The 22412-nt window shown below is 41.3% G+C and carries 27 protein-coding genes; 14 read left to right on the top strand and 13 right to left on the bottom strand.

Annotation, left to right across the window (positions count from 1 at the left end; genetic code table 11):
* Window positions 1-45: 45 nt before the first annotated feature.
* Entirely contained in the window at window positions 46-2031 is a 1986-nt protein-coding gene (locus AAAH86_RS11730; protein ID WP_343487821.1) for a TonB-dependent receptor plug domain-containing protein, read from the top strand.
* Between the two features lie 7 nt (window positions 2032-2038).
* On the opposite strand, the gene AAAH86_RS11725 is transcribed toward AAAH86_RS11730, so the two are convergent.
* The 4 genes from AAAH86_RS11725 to AAAH86_RS11710 all read right to left on the bottom strand — a co-directional run bounded on the left by AAAH86_RS11725 (window position 2039) and on the right by AAAH86_RS11710 (window position 4119).
* A complete protein-coding gene (locus AAAH86_RS11725) occupies window positions 2039-2548 on the bottom strand; it encodes a DinB family protein (protein ID WP_343487820.1) in 510 nt (169 codons plus the stop codon).
* A complete protein-coding gene (locus AAAH86_RS11720; RefSeq protein ID WP_343487819.1) occupies window positions 2548-2862 on the bottom strand; it encodes a rhodanese-like domain-containing protein in 315 nt (104 codons plus the stop codon). Before AAAH86_RS11720 ends, AAAH86_RS11725 begins: the two co-directional genes overlap by 1 nt.
* Before the next feature lie 83 nt (window positions 2863-2945).
* Complete coding sequence (locus AAAH86_RS11715; protein ID WP_343487818.1) at window positions 2946-3563, bottom strand: thioredoxin family protein; 618 nt, start codon at window positions 3561-3563, stop codon at window positions 2946-2948.
* 1 nt (window position 3564) lies between these two features.
* Window positions 3565-4119 (bottom strand): TlpA family protein disulfide reductase, encoded by a 555-nt coding sequence (locus AAAH86_RS11710; protein WP_343487817.1) that lies wholly within the window; start codon window positions 4117-4119, stop codon window positions 3565-3567.
* Window positions 4120-4252: 133 nt separating this feature from the next.
* Here AAAH86_RS11710 and AAAH86_RS11705 point away from each other — a divergent pair, with 133 nt between their 5' ends.
* The 3 genes from AAAH86_RS11705 to AAAH86_RS11695 are packed head-to-tail and all read left to right on the top strand — an operon-like array spanning window position 4253 to window position 5930.
* Window positions 4253-4699 (top strand): MarR family transcriptional regulator, encoded by a 447-nt coding sequence (locus AAAH86_RS11705; RefSeq protein WP_343487816.1) that lies wholly within the window; start codon window positions 4253-4255, stop codon window positions 4697-4699.
* Window positions 4700-4701: 2 nt separating this feature from the next.
* Window positions 4702-5331 (top strand): NAD(P)H-dependent oxidoreductase, encoded by a 630-nt coding sequence (locus tag AAAH86_RS11700; RefSeq protein WP_343487815.1) that lies wholly within the window; start codon window positions 4702-4704, stop codon window positions 5329-5331.
* A 23-nt stretch (window positions 5332-5354) separates the two neighbouring features.
* Window positions 5355-5930, top strand: a complete 576-nt coding sequence (locus AAAH86_RS11695) for a YceI family protein (RefSeq protein ID WP_343487814.1) — start codon at window positions 5355-5357, stop codon at window positions 5928-5930.
* A gap of 95 nt (window positions 5931-6025) precedes the next feature.
* On the opposite strand, the gene AAAH86_RS11690 is transcribed toward AAAH86_RS11695, so the two are convergent.
* The gene (locus tag AAAH86_RS11690) at window positions 6026-6349 is read right to left on the bottom strand and encodes a metalloregulator ArsR/SmtB family transcription factor (protein WP_343487813.1); all 324 of its coding nucleotides are present in this window, start codon (window positions 6347-6349) and stop codon (window positions 6026-6028) included.
* Entirely contained in the window at window positions 6342-6767 is a 426-nt protein-coding gene (locus AAAH86_RS11685) for an SRPBCC domain-containing protein (RefSeq protein ID WP_343487812.1), read from the bottom strand. The genes AAAH86_RS11690 and AAAH86_RS11685 overlap by 8 nt, the downstream gene beginning before the upstream one ends.
* Window positions 6768-7085: 318 nt before the next feature.
* On the opposite strand from AAAH86_RS11685, the gene AAAH86_RS11680 reads away from it, so the two are divergent.
* The 7 genes from AAAH86_RS11680 to trpA all read left to right on the top strand — a co-directional run bounded on the left by AAAH86_RS11680 (window position 7086) and on the right by trpA (window position 13917).
* Window positions 7086-8483 (top strand): anthranilate synthase component I family protein, encoded by a 1398-nt coding sequence (locus AAAH86_RS11680; protein ID WP_343487811.1) that lies wholly within the window; start codon window positions 7086-7088, stop codon window positions 8481-8483.
* A gap of 1 nt (window position 8484) precedes the next feature.
* Window positions 8485-9051, top strand: coding sequence for an aminodeoxychorismate/anthranilate synthase component II (locus tag AAAH86_RS11675; RefSeq protein WP_343487810.1), 567 nt, complete (start codon window positions 8485-8487; stop codon window positions 9049-9051).
* A 106-nt stretch (window positions 9052-9157) separates the two neighbouring features.
* The gene (gene trpD / locus AAAH86_RS11670) at window positions 9158-10153 is read left to right on the top strand and encodes an anthranilate phosphoribosyltransferase (protein ID WP_343487809.1); all 996 of its coding nucleotides are present in this window, start codon (window positions 9158-9160) and stop codon (window positions 10151-10153) included.
* 125 nt (window positions 10154-10278) lie between these two features.
* Window positions 10279-11067: an indole-3-glycerol phosphate synthase TrpC gene (trpC, locus tag AAAH86_RS11665; protein ID WP_343487808.1), complete on the top strand. Its 789-nt coding sequence runs from the start codon at window positions 10279-10281 to the stop codon at window positions 11065-11067.
* A 150-nt stretch (window positions 11068-11217) separates the two neighbouring features.
* Complete coding sequence (locus tag AAAH86_RS11660; protein WP_343487861.1) at window positions 11218-11844, top strand: phosphoribosylanthranilate isomerase; 627 nt, start codon at window positions 11218-11220, stop codon at window positions 11842-11844.
* Entirely contained in the window at window positions 11828-13009 is a 1182-nt protein-coding gene (trpB, locus tag AAAH86_RS11655; RefSeq protein ID WP_343487807.1) for a tryptophan synthase subunit beta, read from the top strand. The genes AAAH86_RS11660 and trpB overlap by 17 nt, the downstream gene beginning before the upstream one ends.
* Before the next feature lie 116 nt (window positions 13010-13125).
* On the top strand, window positions 13126-13917 hold the full coding sequence (trpA, locus tag AAAH86_RS11650; protein ID WP_343487806.1) for a tryptophan synthase subunit alpha: 792 nt from the start codon (window positions 13126-13128) through the stop codon (window positions 13915-13917).
* Window positions 13918-14048: 131 nt separating this feature from the next.
* On the opposite strand, the gene AAAH86_RS11645 is transcribed toward trpA, so the two are convergent.
* Window positions 14049-14729 carry a TonB-dependent receptor plug domain-containing protein gene (locus tag AAAH86_RS11645; protein ID WP_343487805.1) on the bottom strand — a complete coding sequence of 227 codons (681 nt, stop codon included), beginning with the start codon at window positions 14727-14729 and terminating at the stop codon, window positions 14049-14051.
* A gap of 200 nt (window positions 14730-14929) precedes the next feature.
* On the opposite strand from AAAH86_RS11645, the gene AAAH86_RS11640 reads away from it, so the two are divergent.
* Window positions 14930-15073, top strand: coding sequence for a hypothetical protein (locus AAAH86_RS11640; protein WP_343487804.1), 144 nt, complete (start codon window positions 14930-14932; stop codon window positions 15071-15073).
* Between the two features lie 44 nt (window positions 15074-15117).
* Here AAAH86_RS11640 and AAAH86_RS11635 read toward each other — a convergent pair whose 3' ends face one another.
* The gene (locus AAAH86_RS11635) at window positions 15118-17664 is read right to left on the bottom strand and encodes a phosphoenolpyruvate carboxylase (RefSeq protein WP_343487860.1); all 2547 of its coding nucleotides are present in this window, start codon (window positions 17662-17664) and stop codon (window positions 15118-15120) included.
* Window positions 17665-17941: 277 nt separating this feature from the next.
* Window positions 17942-18607, bottom strand: coding sequence for a uracil-DNA glycosylase family protein (locus AAAH86_RS11630; RefSeq protein WP_343487859.1), 666 nt, complete (start codon window positions 18605-18607; stop codon window positions 17942-17944).
* A 198-nt stretch (window positions 18608-18805) separates the two neighbouring features.
* Here AAAH86_RS11630 and AAAH86_RS11625 point away from each other — a divergent pair, with 198 nt between their 5' ends.
* Entirely contained in the window at window positions 18806-18934 is a 129-nt protein-coding gene (locus tag AAAH86_RS11625) for a 30S ribosomal protein THX (RefSeq protein WP_343487803.1), read from the top strand.
* 1 nt (window position 18935) lies between these two features.
* Here the strand turns inward: AAAH86_RS11625 and AAAH86_RS11620 are convergent, their stop codons facing one another.
* Together AAAH86_RS11620 and yaaA are read right to left on the bottom strand one after the other, a co-directional pair.
* Window positions 18936-19298 (bottom strand): hypothetical protein, encoded by a 363-nt coding sequence (locus AAAH86_RS11620; RefSeq protein ID WP_343487802.1) that lies wholly within the window; start codon window positions 19296-19298, stop codon window positions 18936-18938.
* A 42-nt stretch (window positions 19299-19340) separates the two neighbouring features.
* Window positions 19341-20102: a peroxide stress protein YaaA gene (yaaA, locus tag AAAH86_RS11615; RefSeq protein ID WP_343487801.1), complete on the bottom strand. Its 762-nt coding sequence runs from the start codon at window positions 20100-20102 to the stop codon at window positions 19341-19343.
* A gap of 241 nt (window positions 20103-20343) precedes the next feature.
* Between yaaA and AAAH86_RS11610 the strand changes: the two genes are divergently transcribed.
* Window positions 20344-20715 carry a DoxX family membrane protein gene (locus AAAH86_RS11610; protein WP_343487800.1) on the top strand — a complete coding sequence of 124 codons (372 nt, stop codon included), beginning with the start codon at window positions 20344-20346 and terminating at the stop codon, window positions 20713-20715.
* 10 nt (window positions 20716-20725) lie between these two features.
* Here AAAH86_RS11610 and AAAH86_RS11605 read toward each other — a convergent pair whose 3' ends face one another.
* Together AAAH86_RS11605 and AAAH86_RS11600 are read right to left on the bottom strand one after the other, a co-directional pair.
* Window positions 20726-21745, bottom strand: a complete 1020-nt coding sequence (locus AAAH86_RS11605; RefSeq protein WP_343487799.1) for an RluA family pseudouridine synthase — start codon at window positions 21743-21745, stop codon at window positions 20726-20728.
* 2 nt (window positions 21746-21747) lie between these two features.
* A complete protein-coding gene (locus tag AAAH86_RS11600) occupies window positions 21748-22341 on the bottom strand; it encodes a PASTA domain-containing protein (RefSeq protein WP_343487798.1) in 594 nt (197 codons plus the stop codon).
* Window positions 22342-22412 lie beyond the last annotated feature (71 nt).

Here is a 22412-nt window from a genome sequence, read left to right as displayed (position 1 = left end):
ATCATAAATTTAAGTCTGTCGTTCTTTCTTTCATTTTGTTTGTTTTTGAGTATAGTCAACTACGGTAAAAAGGGGGAGCTTGCTGCAATTGAATGGAAAGCTTCAAATCCAAAAATATACAATTCTGCTTTCAAGTTATCTTTTCATCCTGAAGGAGGAAACCTAGTTAGTGGCTATGTGAATCGTGTGGCGGTCACCATTGATAATATTGAGGAATCACCACTACCTCTAAAGGCATTTTTAGTGGATGATAGTGAAAAAAGACTTTTGGAGTTCAATATCTCTACACTCGGATTGGGAGAATTAAAGTTCATACCTGAATATCCAAAAAATTATTTCGTGGTCATTGAATCAAAAGGCAACGACCAGCACCAACGCTTTAAGCTCCCAACAGTACTTAAAAAGGGATTGTCATTGCAAATGGTGCCCTATGACGACCACTATCGTGTAAACCTTAAATCTAGCCTACACACAAATCTGAAGGGCTTTTCATATACCATTGAGCAAAACAACGGCTTGGTCTTAAAAGGAGATATAGTAAAAGAAACTAAAGAATCTATCATTAAAATTCCAAATAAACTTTTAGCAAAAGGTGTGTTTGATTTCACACTCTCTGACAAAAAAGATTCAATAATTGCTAGGAGAATGGCTTTTAAACAACCTGATGATGATTTTTTAAAAATGCACGTGTCGGCGCTTGAGTCCTTAGAGACAAACCAAGATTCTCTTTCTTTAGAAATCTCTTTTAACAATTCAAAAAATCAACCACTATCCAATACCTGCTTTTCGATTCAAAAACTAAACAAATTCAATATTTTTCTAGCACTGGCATCCGAGGAAAATGAAACGGAAATTTTTGATGACCGTCTTACCGATACAGAGAGAGCCAATCATCTTGATATTTTAATGTTGGCTTCCATCAAAAAACCAGATGACCTCTTAGATGGATGTGGCAGTATTCTAAAAAAAGAAAGTTACGTCACTATAGCGGGTTTGGTAAAAAATATTTTTACAGATAAACCATTAAGTAATGTATATGTAGGGTTATACTTTAAAAATAAAGATGTAGTGGGTATGGATGAAGCCAAAACAGATGCTGATGGTAGATTCTCTTTCACTCAGCTTGATTTTTCTGAAAATACTTTTGTACTTCTACAATTAAAAAATTCTGAAAAAGACAAGAAATCAGGCTTCGAACCTAGTGATTTTATGATTGAATTAGATTCTGTAAAAACCTTTTACCAAAATCACAAAAATAATTTCAGTCAAAAGACAGAAGCTTCGGAATTGAAAGATTTAAATATTTCAAAAACTGATAAAGAGAAGTTGGATATGATGTACTTGGCTTCGAGAAATCTTATTGCCCTTTCAAATGTAGATGTTGATGCCGAAAAGAAAGATGTCCGCGAAGAAATATTCAAGAGTAGACGAATACTCTATAAAAATCCTTCGCATACTATAGATTTCGCAGAATTGCCAACAAATATTACGATTAACCCATTGCAGGCTTTGGTAGGGCGAGTTCCAGGGGTTATTACTTACAACGGTCAGATTTTTTTACGTGGTATCAATTCGCTTAATGCCGAAAACTCTGAACCACTAATTTTATTGGACGGAATGCCAGTAGATTTAGAAACAGGAGTGGCCATAAGCGGTAGTGATATACCTTTTGATGACGTGGACTTTATTGATATCATTAAGGGGCCAAAAGCTGCCATTTACGGTTCTAGGGCTAGCGGTGGTATTATTGCGGTCTATACCAAAACTGGAAAAAAAGGTAGTGATAGTTCTTCTGAAGCTAAAAGCTATCAAATCAGTTTTACGCATCCGGGGATACCCGTTGGCATAAATCAAAAAGGGTTTGAAAATAATTTCGCCTATCAAAACCCAGCTTTGGCAGTCGAAAGTGGCACATCTGATGTGATTGTTAAAGTTCCTCGAGAACCAGGTTATTATTTAGCAATTTTAGAAGGAATAGACCGAGAAGGAAAACCTTTTTACACTAAAACCTATTTTAAGGTAAAACTTTAAGAAAAATTTACCAATTCCCTGCATAGGCCAGGTCATCGCCAGAGGTAAACTTTAAATAATCACGCTTGATGGCATTGATCTGCCGAATGTGGTGGTAATCGTGGGCAAGCCAGTTGAACAGAAATGATTTTGCAGAAATTTTTCCCAAGTCCGCATTTTCTATGGCATTTTCCCAATTGGGATTTTCCAATGATTTCAACCATTCAATCGAAACTTGCCGTTCAAACAAAAACTTTTTGAGGGTCTCTTCAAAATTTTGCTCCAGATAGTTCCTTTCTTGCAACCACCCTACCGGATTTATCGATTTCAATGGCAATTCTGGTGATTCGAGCGCATGTTTTGTCCGCGCCCTGAAATCTTCCACTTCTTCATCCAACAAATGACAAACGATCTCTAAAAGGCACCATCTTTTAGCACTTGCCCTCCATCTGATAATTTCATTGGAGAGCTCGCCCAAAAGATTTTCAAAAGTGAGCTTGTTGCGCTGAAATTCTGATATGATTTCTGGGAGTAGCATCAGGGTTCTTTTACCTCACCTTCCCATTCATTGAAACCACCCATCAAGTTATAGGCATTGGCAAAACCTGCTTGGTTCATCAAGGCACAAGCCTGCCCACTACGGTTGCCCGAACGGCAATACACGTAGTAGTTTTTTGATTTGTCAAGCTTTTCAAGTTCATCCAGAAATTCTTGCCCCAGATAAATGTCAATATTGGTCGCACCGGGAATATAGCCTTCGTCAACTTCTTCAGGGGTGCGAACGTCTAAAATAAAGGCATTGTCATCTGTAGCGAGTTGTTCTGCCCATTCGTCTTGTGCTAAATCTGCCATTTTAATCCGTTTAAGTTTGTCAAAAATAAAAATCCGAAGCATAGCCCCGGATTTAAATCGTTTTATTTTTCGCCACAATTGCATCAGACCTTGATAGAGCAACCAATGGCCTTGGTGGTCTGCACCTCGATTTCTTCACCAGCGAGCATCGAATCAACCGCATTTTCAACATATTTTTCTTCAACAGCGGAAGCATTCTTGTAATTATCGTCGATCGCACCAATATAACGGACAATATTTCCGGCGTCGGTCTTTTCCAATAAATAGACATGGGGGGTGCGGGTCGCACCGTATTGCGGATAGATTTCTTGGCCCTCATCCAAAAGATACGGAAATGTAAAGCCCTTTTCCTTCGCCCGTTTCTTCATATTCTCAAAATTATCACCAGGTTTGGTGTCGGGGTTATTGGGCATGATGGCGATGACGGGCACGCCTTTTGACTTGTATTTTTTGTCCAACGCAACAATACGGTCTTCATAAGCAACAGCATAAGGGCAGGTATTACAGGTAAAAATGACCAAAAAGCCTTTGACATTTTCATAATTGGATAGCGAGACCATTTGCCCATCAATATTTTTTAAGGAAAAATCAGTGGCGGTGTCACCAATGTCATACCCATCATAAATAGCGTTTTCAATTGTCGAAAAGGCGCCAAGCACAAAAATTAGCAACAGCGCTGGAAAAATTTTAAGCATTTTCATCTTACAGGAATTTTTTTAGTTCTTCGTTCAGTTCTTCATACGTAAAACCACGCTCAAAGAAAGCACGTTTCTCTTTGTTATATATTAAGGTCGCGGGAATGCCTCCGCCCCAATTCTCATCCACTTTCGGAATCCAATCGTTCATTTTGGGGTCATCAAGGATGACTACTTTGCCTTGCAGCCCCCTTTTTTCTACAAAGGGCTCCAATCGGGTCTTCCACATCGCGGGCATGTCAAGGCTGACCAAGACCAGCTCAACCCCATTTTGTTTTTGTTCTGCATAGGTCTTTTCAAAATAGGGCATCTCTTCAATACAGGGTTTGCACCATGTAGCCCAAAAATTGACGATGTAGGTTTTATCATCTTCCTTATTCAGCAATGGCTTGAAAGACTCAAAATCATATATTGGGAATTTTACTTCATCCTGTTCTTCTATCAACTCGGTATTGTCTTTGGACCCATCTAAAGCTACAGCTTTCACGTCTTCATTTGTGTTTGACTTACAGCCTATCAACAAGAACAATGCGCTTATCAAAAGCGTGACTAATCGATTCATTACATGCAAATTGTTGATTAAAATTAACCAAAGTACCCCCCTTCAATATTCATTTAACAAAAATTTATCTGTTCATCCTTTGGAAATGAACAATCAATAAGCATATATTTGTATATACAACTATTGTAATAACATGAATGTCGAGGAAATCATAAAGACATCATCAAAGCTGCCCCTCGAAAGGCGCACCATTATTCACCTGACATTGGTACAGAATAAGGTCAATGAAATGATAGCAACTGCCCTAAAGCCATTTGATGTATCGCTTCAACAATTCAATGTATTGCGCATTTTAAAGGGGCAACGTGGCAATCCGGCCAACCTTTCTACCCTGAACGAGCGCATGGTGACCAAAATGAGCAACACAACACGACTGGTGGATAAACTTTTGGCCAAAGGATACGTCAAAAGAAACGTGTGCAGAGACAATCGCCGAAAGATTGAAATTTTTATCACCAATCAAGGTTTAGAAGCTCTTGAGTCAATGAACATGGCTGTAAAACAAGCTGAATCTGAGGCGATACAGGCTTTTTCTGAAAATGAACTGAAAGAATTGAACAGATTATTGGACAAATTTTAGCAATGAACAACGTACTGGAAACCAGAAATTGGCGCTATGCGACCAAAAAATTCGACCCCAACAAAATAGTCTCCCAAGGCGACTTAGATACCTTATTGGAAGCCACCAGGCTCAGTGCCTCATCGTATGGGCTGCAACCCTATAAAATATTCGTGGTCTCTGACCTTGAACTAAAAAAGAAACTTCGCCCTGTTTCGTGGAACCAATCACAAGTTGAAGATGCTTCGCACCTCATCATTTTTGTCAACGAACGTAATTTTGGTGAAGAACTGATTGATGAATACATCGAAAAAGTTGAGGAAATCAGGGGTGTACCCGAAGCACAGCTCAAAACGTACAGTGATTTCATGAAATCAAAGTTGATGGATTTGCCGCAGCATTCCAAAAACAACTGGACAGCCCGTCAGGTTTGCATCGCCCTCGGCAATTTAATGCAGGCGGCGGCAGAGCTAAAAATCGACACCTGCCCCATGGAAGGTTTTGAAGTCGAGAAATACAACCAGATTTTGGGCCTGAACGATAACTTGAGCGTTTCTGTGGTGCTTCCTATCGGCTACCGATCACAAGAAGACGAGACCCAGCACTATCCGAAAGTCAGAAAAACAAAAGAAGAACTATTCACATACATATAAATCGTAAACAAGTAATTAAAATCATGAAAAAGACACTATTAAGTTTAGCATTGACCACCGTATTCGCTGCGACAGCAATGGACAACCCAATTGACGGTGAAAAGAAAGAAGTGAACACTGAAAAAAGTACGGTAACATGGAAAGGTTATAAAGTTACTGGCTCTCACCACGGTACCATAGCACTAAAATCTGGAGCATTGGAGTTTGACGGCGAAAAATTGATAGGCGGAGAGTTTGTTGTAGATATGTCAACACTAACGAACAATGACCTAGAAGGTGATTACAAGGGTAAATTGGAAGGCCATTTGAAATCTGATGATTTCTTCGGTGTACAAAGTCACCCAACCTCAAAATTGGTCTTTACCGATGTAAATGCAGATGGGAAAAACTCTTACAAGGTGACCGGAGACTTGACCATCAAAGGCATCACAAAACCTGTAACCTTCGACGTATCGGTGTATGGCAGCAAAGCTACGGCAACGCTGACCGTTGACCGTTCAAAGTATGATGTGCGCTATGGTTCAGGCAGCTTCTTTGACAATTTGGGCGACAAGACCATCTATGACGATTTTGAATTGGTGGCAGACCTAGAATTTTAAAATACTGATTTTCGACTCATCGAAAATTTGGTTTAGTGTTTGAAAATCCCGCTCGTTGGTTCCCCCAGAGCGGGATTTTTTTATCCAAACATTTTTCAGGACTTTGATTCTAGATAAGAATCAAGGTTACCCAAGGCATTATCCCAAAACTGTTCGTAAAAATTCAGCCACTTGTTCAATTCTTTGAGGGGAGCGGCATCGGCAATACAGTACCGTTCCCTACCCTTGACTTGAATCTGTACCAATCCTGCCTGCTCTAAAGTCTTTAAATGTTTTGTGACTCCCTGGCGGGTTATCTCAAACTGACCTGAAATCTGGGTGATGGGCATAGCGGTTGCTGTAACAATCAGTGCATGAAAAATTTCACGTCTCGTTGGGTCCGCAATGGCTTTTAAGATTTTAGTTATGCTATCATGCATGTACTTCTCTATTTAAGAATTTGGTGAGCTCTTCGGCACAATTGTCCCAACCGGCACTAAAGCTGTTGAACATGCTTACGGCGGTTTCACCTGCATAGTTTGATATGCCTGAATGTTGTAGGTTCAATTTTGTCTTTCCATCAATTTGCTCTAACCTCCATGTTACTGTGGTTACAGCTTTTGTTCCTTCAACTACCCAAGTATAAATCAAAGTGTACGGATTCGCCTCTTTGACTTCCCCTGTGATCTGTGTACAGCCATGTTCTTCATCGGCTTTAAAAGTGTATCTGTACCCTTTTTCTGCCTTAAAATTCGCTTTGATGAACCAAGAAGAAATTTCTTCTTCTCTAGAAATGGCGTTCCATACTTTATCTATGGAATGGTTAAAAAAATACTCTTTCGTGATAGTGTCTTTCATGACTGATAGCTTTTGATTAATATGCAACTTATTGGTTGCAAATATAGCATAATTTTTTAAACGCAACCAAGTAGTTGCTTTTTTTATTCGATTGATTATTGTTTTCGATTTGCCAAAACCAATTTTCGTTCTATATTTGAACAAATGAAAATCAGTAACAAAACTTGGTGGTGGATAAACTTACGTCGAACATCGTGAGCTAGTCCCTACTGTAACCATATATGAGGCTTGTCATCACGACAGGCCTTTTTTAATTCTCCCCTCTTGAGAGGGGTGTCCGCCTTTGGCAGACTGGATGTGTAAAATAAATCTAGAAAAGTGACTTTTAAGCTCAAAACCACATACAAGCAAATACTCGCAGATACAATAACTCCCGTCAGTGTCTATCTAAAGATTCGCGATCGCTTTCCGAACAGTATTCTATTGGAAAGCAGCGACTATCACGCCAACGACAACAGCTTCTCCTACATCTGCTGCAACCCCATCGCTTCAATAAAGATTGAAGGCGAATCGTTGACCAAGGTTTTTCCTGATGGCAGCGAAACCATCCAAGAAATCACTAAAAAAACTGATGTTCCATCAGAGTTGGATGCTTTTGCAAAAACCTTCGAGGCTGAAAACCTCAATTTCAAGTTCGCCACAAACGGACTGTTCGGCTATATGGCCTATGATGCCGTTCGTTATTTCGAGACTGTCGAAATCGCCAAAAAGCAAAATTCTGTGGCCATCCCCGATATTTACTATGCCGTCTACCAAAATATCATCGCCATCAACCATTTTAAGAATGAGGCTTACATTTTTTGCCATTCTGCGGATGGTACTGACAATACCCCGGCATTGGCCCAACTTTTGAACGTACGCAATTTTGCGACCTACAATTTCAATCGTGAAGGTGAAGTGGCCTCAAATCTTGAGGATTCTGATTATCGCGAACATGTAGAGCTTGCAAAAAAGCATTGCAAACGTGGTGACGTATTTCAATTGGTGCTTTCAAGACGTTTTTCTCAAAAATTCAAGGGCGATGAATTCAATGTTTACCGCGCGCTGCGCTCCATCAACCCTTCCCCCTACTTGTTTTTCTTTGATTATGGGAATTTTAAAATATTCGGAAGCTCGCCCGAGGCCCAGTTGGTGGTCAAAGATGGCAAAGCAGAGATTCATCCCATCGCTGGCACCTACAAACGTACCGGAAACGATGAGCAAGATGCCGAGCTTGCCAAAAAACTGGCGGCAGATGACAAAGAGAACAGTGAGCATGTCATGCTGGTCGATTTGGCCCGCAACGACCTCAGCCGAAATGGCAACGCCGTGAATGTGGAGACCTATCGAGAGGTACAATACTTTTCACATGTCATTCACTTGGTCTCCAAGGTCACGGGAATAAAAAAGCCTGAGGTGTCAACGCTCAAAATAGTGGCCGATACCTTTCCGGCAGGTACATTGAGCGGAGCCCCAAAACATAGGGCCATGCAGCTCATTGAACAATATGAGAAAACGAGCCGAGGATATTACGGTGGTGCCATCGGATTTATGGATTTTAAGGGCAATTTCAACCATGCCATCATGATCCGCACTTTTTTGAGCAAAAACCATGAACTGCATTTTCAGGCAGGTGCCGGTCTGGTGGCTGCTTCAGACCCAGAGGCCGAATTGCAGGAAACATACAACAAATTGGGGGCTTTGAACAAAGCATTGAAAATTGCTGAATCGATTTAACATGGGACGAAGGATATTAATGCTAGACAATTACGACAGTTTCACCTATAATTTGGTGCATTATCTCGAGGATTTGGATTGTGAGGTCGTCGTAAAGCGAAACGACCAGCTAACGCTCGAAGAAGTGGCCGATTTTGAATACATCGTGCTCTCACCAGGCCCCGGAATTCCGGATGAAGCGGGATTGTTAAAACCTATTATCGAGAAATATGGCCCGACGAAAAAAATCTTTGGGGTGTGTTTGGGGCAGCAGGCCATCGGTGAGGTATACGGTGGCGATTTGGTCAATCTTGATGAAGTGTATCATGGCATTGCCACACCCATCAAAATCATGGGTGCCGATTATATTTTTGAAGGAATTCCAGAGGAAATCGAAGTGGGCCGTTACCACTCATGGGTCGTGAATACCGATTTGCCTCAGGAACTTGAAGCAACCTCTTTTGATGAAAACGGACAAATTATGTCATTGCGACATAAAGAATACGATGTGCGTGCAGTGCAGTTCCATCCCGAATCGGTACTGACCCCGCATGGAAAACAAATTTTAAGAAACTGGTTAAAAGATTAAAAGTGAATGACCTGCAAGGTTTCCAGAACCTTGTAAGTCTTAAAAATTAAGATTCCCGCCTCCCGATAGCTATCGGAGGCGAGAATGACAAGAAAAGGGTAAACTGATGAAAGAAACACTGAACAGACTCATCAATCACGAAATCCTTGAAAAGGAAGATGCCAAGATGATTTTGGTGAACATCGCCAAGGGCGATTACAACACCAGTCAGATTGCCGCTTTTCTAACGGTGTACATGATGCGGAGCATTACCATTGAAGAGTTGGAGGGCTTTCGTGATGCGCTGTTGGAATTGTGTTTGGCAATAGATTTGAGTGACTATAATCCAATCGATTTATGCGGAACAGGAGGTGATGGCAAAGACACTTTTAATATTTCAACATTGGCTTCTTTTGTGACGGCAGGAGCGGGAATCAAGGTTACCAAACATGGTAACTACGGGGTGTCCTCAAAATGTGGTAGCAGTAATGTGATGGAGTTTTTGGGCATCAAATTCAGTAACAAGGCAGATTTTTTAAAAAAATCCATAGAGGAAGCGGGAATCTGTGTGCTACATGCGCCCTTGTTTCACCCTGCCATGAAAAATGTGGCTCCCATCCGACGGGAACTCGCGGTAAAGACGTTTTTCAATATGTTGGGTCCAATGGTGAATCCTGCTTTCCCAAAAAACCAAATGGTCGGGGTTTTTAATTTAGAGTTGGCACGAATGTATGGTTATCTCTATCAAAACACGGATAAAAACTTCACTGTACTTCATGCCTTGGATGGTTATGATGAAATCAGCCTCACAGGGCCTACAAAAACCATTTCCAACGGTACCGAAGCCGTGTTGAATCCATTGGATTTTGGGGTGGATGCTATTTCCTCCGAAGAAATTGTTGGTGGAGATGATGTGGCCGATTCCGCCAAAATCTTTATGGATATTTTACAAGGAAGGGGCTCTGAGGCACAGAATAATGTCGTCTGTGCCAATGCTGGAGTGGCAATAGCTACTATTGAAAACGTATCACCAAAACAGGGGTTTGAAAAAGCAAAAGAATCATTGCTGGGCGGTAAAGGGTTAGGGGCTTTAAAAAAATTGCAGGAATTGAGTAAAAATTGAGACGTATTTGCGAGGTACTAAGCAAACTGTTTCATTCATGAAAACAGATTCCTTCGTTTCGCAATTGAGCTTTGGGAAAGGGGGCAACGGATTCCTTCGCTTCGCTCGGAATTAATGATTAAAAAATGAACATACTCGACAAAATAATCGTTGACAAACGTAAAGAGGTTGCTTTGAAAAAGTCAATACTTCCAATATCACAATTGGAAGCGTCCGTGCTTTTTGAACGACAATGTCCATCACTGTCCAAAGCTTTACGCAATAGTGAAACGGGCATCATTGCCGAGCATAAGCGGCGTTCTCCTTCCAAACAGACCATTAACCAAAACACCAATGTGGCTCAAGTGGCAAAAGGCTATGAAAGAGCGGGCGTATGTGGTATGAGTGTTTTGACAGATATTAAATATTTTGGTGGCTCGCTAGAAGATTTACTCTTGGCAAGGGTGGTAGTGAATATGCCGTTGCTTCGCAAAGAATTTATCATTGATGAATACCAAATACTGGAAGCCAAGGCGCATGGAGCCGATGTGATCTTGCTGATTGCTGCCGTGCTATCCAAAGACAAAATCAAAACCCTTTCTGAATTGGCAAAAAGTTTAGATATGGAGGTACTGTTGGAAGTACACAACGAAGAAGAACTGCAAAAATCAATCATGCCGAGTTTGGATATGCTTGGGGTCAATAATCGTGACCTAAAGACTTTTGAAGTCAGTTTAGAAACGAGCAAGTCACTCTCAGATAAGATTCCAAGCGAGTTTGTCAAGGTTTCTGAAAGCGGCATGAGCAGTGTGGAAGCCATCAAAGAATTAAGACAATATGGCTATCAAGGTTTTTTGATTGGAGAGAATTTTATGAAAACGGACAATCCTGGTGAGAGTGCGAAAAAGTTTGTTGGAAAACTGAAAGCAAATTAAATATTTAAAAGCCTGCTCCTATCCCCTCATCCTGAGCGTGTCACACTGGGCATAGTCGAAGTAAAAGTGGAAGACGGAGGACATTGTTAACAAAAAATGATGAGATTCCCGCCTCCCGATAGCTATCGGGAGGCGGGAATGACAAAAATTATGAAGTTAAAAGTCTGCGGTATGAAATTCAACCCGGTAGAGGTTGAAACTTTGCAACCCGATTATATGGGTTTCATTTTTTGGAAAAAATCACCTCGCTATCTTGATGGGGTACTTCCAAGCATATCAAGAAAAATCAAAAGGGTTGGTGTTTTTGTAGATGCTTCGGTCGAAGAAATTTTGCAAAAAGTGACCAAATATGGTTTGCAGTTGGTGCAACTTCATGGGCAAGAATCCCCTCAAGTATGTAATCAACTCAAAAATCTTGGTATTGGGGTCGTTAAGGTTTTTTATGTAGGAGATACTTTTGACTTTTCGCTTTTAGAACCCTACGAAGATGCATGTGATTACTACTTATTTGACACCAAGGGAAAACTGCCAGGTGGCAACGGCTATGCATTTGATTGGGAAGTTTTGGAAAATTACCCCTCTACAAAACCGTTCTTTCTAAGTGGGGGAATTGGATTGGAAAATATTGATGATGTCCTCACTTTTCTCTACCGACCTGAATCAAAATACTGCCACGCCATTGATGTGAACAGTAAGTTTGAGACCAAACCCGGTTTAAAGGATATTGAAAGACTAAAAGAGTTTAAAAAAAGATTGGAAGATGAGTTATCACGCTGACGAACGTGGCTATTACGGAGAATTTGGAGGGGCGTACATTCCCGAAATGTTATACCCCAACTGTGAGGAGTTGCGACAGAACTATATCCAGATTATGGAAACTGAGGAATTTCAAAAAGAGTTCCATCAGTTGCTAAAAGACTATGTGGGTCGGCCCAGCCCGCTCTATTTTGCCGAGCGGCTATCGGAAAAACACCAAACCAAAATCTACCTCAAGCGTGAGGATCTGTGCCATACGGGTGCCCATAAGGTCAATAATACCATCGGTCAGATTTTGATGGCAAAAAAATTGGGCAAAAACCGTATCATCGCTGAAACAGGTGCTGGTCAACATGGCGTGGCCACTGCCACGGTCTGTGCGCTCATGGGCATTGAATGTGTGGTGTACATGGGTGAAATTGACATTGCCAGACAAGCCCCGAATGTGGCCCGAATGAAAATGTTGGGCGCTGAAGTGCGAGCTGCAAAGTCAGGAAGCAGAACTTTAAAGGACGCCACCAATGAGGCCATTCGCGACTGGATCAATAATCCCGTTGACACACATTATATTATTGGTTCCGTGGTTGGGCCACACCCCTACCCAGATATGGTAGCGCGATTTCAATCGGTGATATCCGAAGAGGTAAAATGGCAGTTACTAGAAAAAGAAGGACGTGAAAATCCCGATTATGTGGTTGCCTGTGTGGGTGGTGGCAGCAATGCTGCAGGCATATACTACCACTATTTGGATAACCCGAAAGTTGGAATCATTGCTGTAGAAGCCGCTGGGAAAGGTGTCAATTCTGGTGAAAGTGCCGCAACTTCTGCTTTAGGGAAAGTGGGCATCATCCACGGTAGTAAAACTTTATTAATGCAGACCGATGACGGACAGATTACCGAACCATACTCCATCTCGGCTGGATTAGATTACCCTGGTGTTGGACCCATGCATGCCCATTTGTTCAAAAGTGGCAGGGGAGAATTTATTTCCATCACCGATGATGAGGCCATGACAGCTGGACTGGAAATGTCCCAGCTCGAAGGAATAATTCCAGCTATTGAAACAAGCCATGCCTTCGCCATATTTGATTATAAAAAATTCGAAAAAGATGCTATTGTGGTTGTCAACCTTTCCGGTCGTGGGGATAAGGATTTGGACACGTATATCAGATATTTCAAACTGTAAATTGTCCCCTTGAGGGGACAGCGCAGCAAAGTTTCACTTTGCTAGCAGGGGTGTTAACATCCCCCATCCCGAATAAATTCGGGATTGCTCCCTTCAAAAGGGGAATAAATACCGAAATGATGAAAGAAAATAGGATAAAGAATAAACTCCAAGAAGATATCCTGCCTGCCGGCAAGGCAGGAAAACTTCTCTCCATCTATTTTACGGCGGGCTACCCCAATCTAGAAGATACGGTGCCCATCATCCATGAGCTGGAAAAAGCGGGGGTGGACATGGTTGAAATAGGCCTTCCGTTCAGTGACCCCTTGGCTGATGGCCCCACTATTCAAGAAAGTTCAACCACGGCGTTAAGAAATGGAATGACCACAGAACTGCTATTCGAACAATTGAAGGATGTAAGGAGTTCGGTTACCATTCCTCTGATTATTATGGGATACTTTAATCCTGTGTTGCAGTATGGAGTTGAAAAATTCTGTAAAAAATGTGCTGAAATCGGTATTGATGGATTGATTCTTCCCGACCTACCATTGGATGTCTATCTGGAAAAATACGAATCCATTTATAAAAAATATGGATTGATCAATGTGTTTTTGATCACGCCGCAGACCAGCGAGAAACGTATCCGCGCCATCGATAACGCTTCTGACGGATTTATCTATATGGTCAGTTCTGCAAGCACGACAGGAGCAAAAAGTGGTTTTGGAAAGGAGCAAATGGAATATTTTCAACGGATTGCTTCACTATCGCTCGCAAATCCTCAAATTGTTGGTTTTGGCATTAGCAATGCAGAAACCTTTCAAGCAGCTACAGCCAAAGCAAAAGGAGCCATTATTGGTTCAACCTTTATCAAACATTTGACTCAAAATGGCGTTCATAAAATTGCTGACTTCATTCAGGAAATTCGATAGATTGTTATTATTTCTAGACAGGGAAGAAGAAGTCATAAAATGACAAAACTGCTTTTCATGTAATCAAACAAATCCTAAAATTGAATAGTGTCAAGAAAAAGTAGAAAGCTGAGAATTAATTCTATGCGATTTCAATTTTTCAGAGTTATGGACACTACCCCATTCGCTCCCCTCATGCCATATCGGCCAGACTCAGAGCTTTTCATGATTTTAATTGATTTGACTTGATCGGGGGCAATAGCCGCTATACTAGAAACCGGTGATCCGTTGACTAAATAAAGAGGTTCTCTGTTAACATTTTCGGTCATAGAAGCATTTGCTGAACCCCTAATACTGATAGTGTCATCAACAACGGTAACACCGGCAAACCTTACTCCGATCAATTGAAATATATCTGTATAGTTTAAAACACTTGGATCATTCTCAAAATTGATTTCACCCGATCCATAAACTTTTTTAAAGGGTTCACGATAACCCATATCAGCAAGATCATCTATGCTTAAGAATTTACTGTCTTTTGAAAATGAAAAGTCAATGACTGCCTTGCCCCTATAAGGCACATTCCCGATTCCGTGTGTGGGTGAATAAAAAGATAATGTAGATGGAGTTTTATCAAGCTTTAATTTAAAGCTCCCCTTCTTATTGGTTTTTCCTTTTGTTTTGACCGAATCAACATAAATAGTAACCCCTCGTATTGGGTGATTTTCAAAATTCGTGACTGTTCCCGTAACATTTAGTTTTCCGCCCTTTTTTTGTGAAAATAAAGGCATGGCAAAAGAAACAGCTAAAATTATCAAAACAAGTGTTTTCATCTTTTTAGATAGCATAATTTGATATTAATATGAATTACAATAATACACACAAACTACAGATTATGCGTCTTCATCACGCCCTAATGACTCTCAATCAATTTAAAAAAAGACATTAACACTCACTAACAAAGTTTTACAAGGCTCTTAACGGAGATTGGAATGCTAAGCCGTTATATTCCTAGCTAACACAAATAGAAAATATGGGAATTATAAAAGATAAAAGAAAGTTTAGAAGAAAAACAGAACAAAACGATCCAACAAATCCTATTGGCAACACCAATATCGATACCAACAAATTCGATATTGATGAGAAAACAATAAAAAATCAACAGAACAAGCAATAGGACTTGGATAATCTTATAAAAAAGCCCCGAAAATCGGGGCTTTTTTATGCTGAATTGCGGCTTGCGTTGATATTGCCGTAAAGTGAACGGGTCACTATTTTCTCGTACAACTGTTTGTACTCAGAATTTTGGGTGATACGGTACAATGCGTTCTGTTGAATCACCAACAAGGGCAATACAATTTTCTCGCGAATTTTTACTGATTCCCTAGAAACTGCCTCATCCTCCATCAAAATCTTATGGCCAGAAATCTGTAAAAGCATCTTTTTTGACAATTGAAACTCATTATACAGAATAGTCCAGAATGTTCCAAATTCGGCATCCTCTTTCATGTAACTGGTCAAATTGAAATTGGTCTTGGCCAAAGACATCATACTGTTGTGCATCAATGCCCTAAAAAAGGGAACTTCTTTGTACAGCTTTTTTATCTCATTCAATCTGCCTTCATCCTTAAACTTTTGAATGGCGGTTCCCAGACCAAAATACCCCGGTACGTTTTGTTTCAATTGGCTCCATGAACCCACAAAAGAAATCGCACGTAAATCTGAAAGGGTCAATTGTTTTTTATTGCCCCGTTTACCAGGTCGGCTGCCAATATTTGCATTGGAATAATATTTTAACGTACTACGCTGCTCCAAATATGGAATAAACTTCTCGTGTTGTTTGAGATTCTCATACTTTTCAAAGCTTAACTCAGAAAGTTCTTCTATCAACTTTCGTTGGGCACCTGAAATGACATGCTCTTTACCAAACAGGTTATTGCTCAAACCTGCCGTGAGCATCTGCTCGGCATTATGAATGAACTGTTCTTTCGTTCCGTAGGTACTTGTAATGGTCTGCCCCTGTATGGTCAATTGAATTTCATGATTGGCGACATCTTTGGTCTGGGCCGCGTAAAAACGGTGCGTTTTACCGCCACCGCGTGCAGGTGGCCCTCCTCTGCCATCAAAGAAAATCGCCTTGATGTCATTCTTTTTGCAGACTTTGCTCAAGGTCTCTTTGGTCTTCAAAATGCTCCAGTTGGCCTTTAAATAGCCCCCATCTTTGGTGCCATCAGAGAAGCCCAACATAATGGTATGGGTATCGCCCCGCCTTTCTAGATGTTTTCTGTACATTGGAGTGTCAAATAGCGTTTGCATCACAGCTTCTGACGCTTCCATGCCCTTCATCGTTTCAAATAGGGGGATGATATCAAAAGTGATTTCCTCTGCCTTCCAACCGCACCAACGGAACAGTCCAAATACGAAGAGTACCGAAAAGATGTCCTCTGAATTGCTGATGATGTACCGGTTGCAGCCCCCTTCCCCATTTCTATCTTGAATTTCTTTAAGCTGGAATATATTGACAATCGTATCGCTCACAATGTCTTCGTCAAAATCATTGGGGTTCAATGACAGCTCTTTCTTCAACAACCATGAAACCAGTTCCTTTTCTGAGAGTTCGTTTAAATTGTCTTTGATGGCACCTTGCTTCTTTAAAATGGTTTCCACTACCAGATAATGCTTGCTGTGGTCTTGACGGATATCCAACGTGGCGAAATGGGTCTTGAAAATATGGACACGGTTCAATAGTTTGTTCAAATCATCCAAATACAAAGAATGGTATTGTTCGATAAGTATCTGTCTGATTTCGGAAAGCTTTTCCACAATTTCATCATACGACAGCAAAAAATTCTCTTGAAACATGGCTTTGTAAAGCTTGATGTTCAAGTCGTTCAGAGGTTCTTGAAGACCTTTGAAGGTCAGTTTTTTGCGCAATACCTTTAGGTCATTATAGTAGCATTTCATCAGTGTCAGCCGTAGCTCGTCTGCCACTTTTCTGGTCATTTTTGCAGTTACAAAAGGATTGCCGTCTCTATCGCCACCGGGCCAGAAACCCAGTTTTATGATGTCATAGTTATCAAAATTGGCATCCCTGATGTTGCTTTTCACATATTCGAACAATTCACCGATGGCGTGGTAATACGTATGTCGCAGAATATGGATGATGTTCTTGGCCTCATCCAGCGGGGTGGGCTTCTTGGCATTGATAAGCGAGGTCAGGCCCAACTGCTGCAAGGTCAAATCAATATCATCAATCCTGTTTTCATCGATCAACGCCCTGAGCTCCGCGATAATATCCAAAACGGCAGGGGTATAAAATTGGGTCGGGTGTGCCGTCAATACGATTCGAGCGCTGAAAGTGGACAGTTTTTTTGCAATCTTGTCCCAATTCTTGTGCTGGTCGACCAATTCAAAATAATCCTTTATGGACAGCGAACTGGTATATTCCTGTAATTTGGGAAAAGCAGCATCTTCGACACTATCAAAAAGTACTACCTGCCGCTCAACATACTGAATGATACGGAACATAAAATCAATACGCTCTTGCTCGTTGTCAATGTTGGCCAGATTTGCAAAAAAGTTTTCCAAAATATCTTGGGGTGTCATGCCAGCTGTCAATCCTTCTTCACATTGTTCGAAAAGCAGGGGCACCAACATGCCCACATTTTCCATATCGGTGTAGGGCAAACTCAAAAAGAGGCTGTTGTAGATGTTGAACCTGTTGGTGACCGACTTCTTGAATTCTTCCAGCCGTTTGGCCTGTTGCATGTGATCCATTGGGTTTCAGCAATTTTATTGACAAACGTCAAAGATCGTTATTAAACCCATAGCAATCCAGTTATTTTATCCACATCACATTTTGTTTAGAGCCTGTTTAAATTTTTGTGATTAGAATTGTTACAGATCATTTTTTTGACCTTTTAGGCAAAATTTTGGAGCATAGCCCAAGCTACGGTATAAAATTTTAACGAAGAAGGGTGGAAAAAGGGTCATAAGAAAATAATTGACAAAAACTTAAACAGGCTCTTAGAAGCGTGTCAAAAAATTAACTTTTGAAAAAGGGTCTGTACTGCATCACCCGAAAATCAAAGGTGGTGAAATCTGCATTTTCATCCTTCAATTTTTTATACAGTGACAGACTGCCCACAGCACGATTGGCAGCACCTGACGGGGCGGTCAATGACACTGTTTTGATGGTTTTCTCTGTGGATGGATGCACAAATTGATGGATGCGTGGCACTTCTGATGAAACCACCTCTAATTTCATACCATGATCCTTCAAATGTCTACGGAAGAAATATTCAGGACCGTTCTTGCTATTTCCTCCTGTGAAGAGAAGCGTATGCACGGAAGTGAATCGTTGCAGATACTTCAAAATATCACGGAGCACAATATGCTGCATGCCCAAATCGGAAGCATCCACTTTTTTGCGTTCTGCACTTTCGACAATATCACAGATACCGATGTTGTGTTCTAACAAAAAGTTTTTTCGCTGTGCAATGGCTTCCTCGGTGGTCTCAAATTTAAGGTCCAGTTCAAAAATTCGATCCAAAATCGGCCAGAGTTGGCCATCTCTACTTCCGTAGCAAAAATCAACATCGCCAGTTTTAAATTCTTGGGTACTGAACCGTGGCGGGGGCAGCGTGCCCACAATCAATTTTTCAACGCCTTCGAACAAAAAAGGAGGATACGGATGTCGATGCAGAAACATGGCCATAAAGATACTAAACGACCATTTTGGGAAATCGTTCATTTTATTTAAATTAAGAATGAATAGTTTAGAGATTCCCCGCCTCCCGATAGTTATCGGGAGCGGGAATGGCAAAAAGTTGAATTTAATACTCTTTGAATTTAAAGGGATAAATTTAGATTTCCTCCTTCGAGGAAATCAAACAAAAGAGAATAAAATATGGGAAAAGGAGATATCAAAACAAAACGCGGCAAGATTGCCAACAAATCGTACGGTGCTAGACGTAAGCGAAAAATAAAAAAACGCACAACCATTGAAGAAAAGATAAACCCTGCAAAAACAAAATAGGTCAGTCTACCTTGAACACCAATTCAATTTCACCTTCTTCAGAGATGTAGATTTGGTAGGTGTACAGGCCGAGTGGCAAGGGGTCAGAAAGCGAATCGGGCTGAAAATTCAAAAATGTCGAATCGGTTTGAACCGTCAGTGCATCTTGTTGATACGCAACCTCATATTCCAGATAGTCAGAAAACCCGCCAGACGGAACGTTTTCATACACCATACTGTCATTGCGAACCTGCACTTGGGCGAAATTTAAATTGCTCAGGTTTTGAATGCGAATGTTTGGTGCCATCAAATTATCATCCCTATCATCGCAGGCCCAAAGCGCGCAAACCAGAACCACACCAAAAGATAGCAGTACTTTTTTCATCAACATCCTTTCTAAAAAGAACGTAGAATCCCAAAAAATATTCTATCGCACAAAAACAGGGTGATTGGGTTTCACCGTATGTTCTTTGCTAAAAATATAGTCGTCATAATCAAAGCCTTTCACGTCGTCTAAAGTTTTAGCGTCTGTATCTAGAATATAGCGCACCATTGAGCCCCGGGCCTTTTTGGCGAAGAAGCTGATGACCTTCAGCTTGTCGTTCTTCCAGTCTTTAAAAACAGGCGTGATGACAGGTACTTTTAGTTTTTTCTCATCAATGGCCCCAAAGTATTCGTTACTTGCCAAATTGATAAACAATTCATTGTCAGACAATTCATTGTTCAAAGATTCGGTCAATTCTTTCTGCCAGAACTCGTGTAGGTTCTTTTTTCGACCAATCTTGAGTTGTGTGCCCATCTCTAAACGATAGGGTTGTATCAAATCCAACGGCCGCAATATGCCGTACAATCCTGATAGAATCCGCAAAGTGTCTTGCAGACGGTCGAGTTTTTCTTCGGCTATGCTGTATGCATCCAGTCCTTGGTACACATCGCCATTGAAGGCGTACATCGCAGGGCGGGCATTCTCAGGGGTGAAGGGCACTGAAAAATCTTGGTTTCGCTGCCAATTGAGTTCCGCCAAATTTTCAGAAATCGACATCAATTTTGATAGTGCCTTCGGCTTCTTCTTGGCCAAGACTTTGTTCAGCTTTTCCGACTGTTCCAAAAACTGGGGCTGAGAATACTTATTGGTAGGCAGCTCTGATTCAAAATCAAGCGATTTTGCTGGTGAAATTACGATTTTCATAGAGTGGCAATTTGCTTAGAGCCTGTTTGGAAATGTATTGTTAGAATTATTATGTACCTATTCTTGATACGCAATTAAGCAAAATTTTAAAGCATAGCAGTGCTACGGTTTAAAATTTAAACGACATTGGGTGCAAAAAGAGGGCATAAGAAAATAACCATGATATTTCCAAACAGGCTCTACAAAAATAATGGGTTTTTTGATTACATTTAATTCACATAATCCACTTAAAACCAACCTTATGAGAATTGTAAAGTTAGTTGTCTTTATCCTATTCGGATTGTTCATGTTGAATTCTGGCCTGAACAAGCTCTTCAACTATATGCCAATGCCCGAATTGACCGAGGCGCAAATAGAAATGTTTGGTCATTTTATGGCCATTAAATGGCTTTTCCCTCTTGTGGCCGTTGCCGAAATTGTTGGAGGAATTCTTCTGATGATTCCCAAATACAGGGCTTTGGGCGCTTTGGTGATGCTACCGGTATCAACGGGCATTTTATTGCACCATGTGGCCATTGAACCCGCGGGGCTTATTATTGGCATTGTCGTCTTTGCCATCAATCTTTGGGCCCTTTTAGATAACTGGGGCAAATACAAGCCATTGTTTGGATAAAAATAAGGGGTCAGGCGTGCTTGGCATAACTGCGCCATTTCTCAATGCACGCCCCCATATCATTTGGAATATCGGAATCAAACCGCAGCACCTCACCTGTCAACGGATGGCTGAAACCCAATGTTCTGGCATGTAATGCCTGCCGCGGCAGTACCTTGAAGGCATTTTCAACAAATTGCTTGTATTTGGTAAAATGGGTACCCTTCAGAATTTTGTCGCCCCCATATCGCTCGTCATTGAACAGGGTATGGCCCAAATATTTCATGTGGGCACGTATTTGATGGGTGCGGCCTGTTTCCAGTCTACAGGAAACTAGTGTTACATAACCGAACCGTTCCAAAACTTTGTAATGGGTAATTGCTTCTTTTCCTTGTTCCCCATTGGGAAAAACCTGCATCTGCAATCGGTTTTTGGGGTTTCGGCCTATATGGCCCTCGATGGTGCCCTCATCTTCCTTTACATCACCCCAGACCAAGGCCACGTATTCACGCTCGCTGGTCTTCTCAAAAAATTGCTGGGCCAGACTCGTCATGGCAGCCTCGGTCTTTGCAATGACCAAAAGGCCCGAAGTATCTTTATCGATACGGTGTACCAGCCCCGGGCGATTGGAACTATTGTTGGGCAAGTTTTCAAAATGATGTACCAGCGCATTGATGAGCGTACCCGAATAATTGCCATGGCCGGGGTGCACGACCATGCCCGCAGGTTTGTTGACCACAAGCAGTACCTCATCCTCAAAAACAATATCCAACGGTATGTCTTCGGGAGTCAATAAAAACTCATACGGCGGGTGTTCGAACAGCACTTTTACCTCGTCACCAGCTTTGACCCTATAATTTTGCTTCACAATGGCATCATTTACCCAAATGTGTCCGTTTTTTGCTGCTTGCTGTATTTTATTACGGGTGGCGTTCTCAATAAAGTTCATCAGAAATTTATCTACCCGCAAAGGCTCCTGGCCTTTGGCTGCTGTAAACTTATGGTGTTCAAAAAGTTCCTCTTGTGATGGCTCGTTGCTGTCAGAATCCATGGTTAATCAGAATCTGATTCAGACTGTATGACCGCACTTCCGGGTATGGTACCATTGCCACAAATAAGCTCAATCTTTGAGGTTTTGGGCAATTTATCGCCGGGCTTTACATATTTGCCCTTATGCTTCATGTTGTAAACCATGTCTTTGCCCAACTCATCAATATAGGTGACACGCTGCACATCAAGCCCAACAGCTTTCAACATTGAGGCAGCATTGCGTCGGGTCACCTGGATGATATTCGGTACAGTGACTTTTTTATAACCTGACGGATTTACGGTAAAATAAATCTTTCGGTTGGTCTTGACCTTGCTTCCGGCTGGTGGATCTTGTTCCAAAATCGAAAAACGGGGATATTCGGGATTATAATTCGTAGAATCCAACACCTCATAACGTAGTCCGGCATCATCAGCAGCTTTGCGCATTTCCTGCACTGACATTTTTGAGAAATCGGGCACTTCAACAAACTCGCCGTGATTGGTCGTGCCATTCAGCCACCGTAGTGCCAAAAAGCAAATCAAGATAATGGCCAGTAACGCCAAACCCAGGTTTATCAAGAAAACCCTACTACGCAAAAAATCAATAAAATTTCTCATCGGCCACTGTTGAAAGGCAAATATAGAAAAACAGGCTTTTTTGTTTACTTTGGACGTGTGATTTTCTAAGG

The sequence above is a fragment of the Allomuricauda sp. d1 genome (assembly GCF_039592695.1).
Lineage (GTDB): Bacteria > Bacteroidota > Bacteroidia > Flavobacteriales > Flavobacteriaceae > Flagellimonas_A.
The sequence above is the reverse complement of the archived record's forward strand: the minus strand, read 5'-3'. Positions and strand labels throughout refer to the sequence as shown.

Bases quoted from the DNA above. Each gene is read 5' to 3' on its own strand.
- AAAH86_RS11695 (WP_343487814.1), top strand. From the start codon at position 5,355: ATGAAAAAGACACTATTAAGTTTAGCATTGACCACCGTATTCGCTGCG.
- AAAH86_RS11700 (WP_343487815.1), top strand. From the start codon at position 4,702: ATGAACAACGTACTGGAAACCAGAAATTGGCGCTATGCGACCAAAAAA.
- yaaA (WP_343487801.1), bottom strand. From the start codon at position 20,102: ATGAAAATCGTAATTTCACCAGCAAAATCGCTTGATTTTGAATCAGAG.
- AAAH86_RS11620 (WP_343487802.1), bottom strand. From the start codon at position 19,298: ATGAAAAAAGTACTGCTATCTTTTGGTGTGGTTCTGGTTTGCGCGCTT.
- trpA (WP_343487806.1), top strand. From the start codon at position 13,126: ATGATGAAAGAAAATAGGATAAAGAATAAACTCCAAGAAGATATCCTG.
- AAAH86_RS11710 (WP_343487817.1), bottom strand. From the start codon at position 4,119: ATGAATCGATTAGTCACGCTTTTGATAAGCGCATTGTTCTTGTTGATA.
- trpD (WP_343487809.1), top strand. From the start codon at position 9,158: ATGAAAGAAACACTGAACAGACTCATCAATCACGAAATCCTTGAAAAG.
- AAAH86_RS11675 (WP_343487810.1), top strand. From the start codon at position 8,485: ATGGGACGAAGGATATTAATGCTAGACAATTACGACAGTTTCACCTAT.
- AAAH86_RS11690 (WP_343487813.1), bottom strand. From the start codon at position 6,349: ATGCATGATAGCATAACTAAAATCTTAAAAGCCATTGCGGACCCAACG.
- AAAH86_RS11635 (WP_343487860.1), bottom strand. From the start codon at position 17,664: ATGCAACAGGCCAAACGGCTGGAAGAATTCAAGAAGTCGGTCACCAAC.
- AAAH86_RS11630 (WP_343487859.1), bottom strand. From the start codon at position 18,607: ATGTTTCTGCATCGACATCCGTATCCTCCTTTTTTGTTCGAAGGCGTT.
- AAAH86_RS11725 (WP_343487820.1), bottom strand. From the start codon at position 2,548: ATGCTACTCCCAGAAATCATATCAGAATTTCAGCGCAACAAGCTCACT.
- AAAH86_RS11625 (WP_343487803.1), top strand. From the start codon at position 18,806: ATGGGAAAAGGAGATATCAAAACAAAACGCGGCAAGATTGCCAACAAA.
- AAAH86_RS11720 (WP_343487819.1), bottom strand. From the start codon at position 2,862: ATGGCAGATTTAGCACAAGACGAATGGGCAGAACAACTCGCTACAGAT.
- AAAH86_RS11705 (WP_343487816.1), top strand. From the start codon at position 4,253: ATGAATGTCGAGGAAATCATAAAGACATCATCAAAGCTGCCCCTCGAA.
- AAAH86_RS11685 (WP_343487812.1), bottom strand. From the start codon at position 6,767: ATGAAAGACACTATCACGAAAGAGTATTTTTTTAACCATTCCATAGAT.
- AAAH86_RS11640 (WP_343487804.1), top strand. From the start codon at position 14,930: ATGGGAATTATAAAAGATAAAAGAAAGTTTAGAAGAAAAACAGAACAA.
- AAAH86_RS11715 (WP_343487818.1), bottom strand. From the start codon at position 3,563: ATGAAAATGCTTAAAATTTTTCCAGCGCTGTTGCTAATTTTTGTGCTT.
- trpC (WP_343487808.1), top strand. From the start codon at position 10,279: ATGAACATACTCGACAAAATAATCGTTGACAAACGTAAAGAGGTTGCT.
- AAAH86_RS11645 (WP_343487805.1), bottom strand. From the start codon at position 14,729: ATGAAAACACTTGTTTTGATAATTTTAGCTGTTTCTTTTGCCATGCCT.
- AAAH86_RS11610 (WP_343487800.1), top strand. From the start codon at position 20,344: ATGAGAATTGTAAAGTTAGTTGTCTTTATCCTATTCGGATTGTTCATG.
- AAAH86_RS11600 (WP_343487798.1), bottom strand. From the start codon at position 22,341: ATGAGAAATTTTATTGATTTTTTGCGTAGTAGGGTTTTCTTGATAAAC.
- AAAH86_RS11660 (WP_343487861.1), top strand. From the start codon at position 11,218: ATGAAGTTAAAAGTCTGCGGTATGAAATTCAACCCGGTAGAGGTTGAA.
- AAAH86_RS11605 (WP_343487799.1), bottom strand. From the start codon at position 21,745: ATGGATTCTGACAGCAACGAGCCATCACAAGAGGAACTTTTTGAACAC.
- trpB (WP_343487807.1), top strand. From the start codon at position 11,828: ATGAGTTATCACGCTGACGAACGTGGCTATTACGGAGAATTTGGAGGG.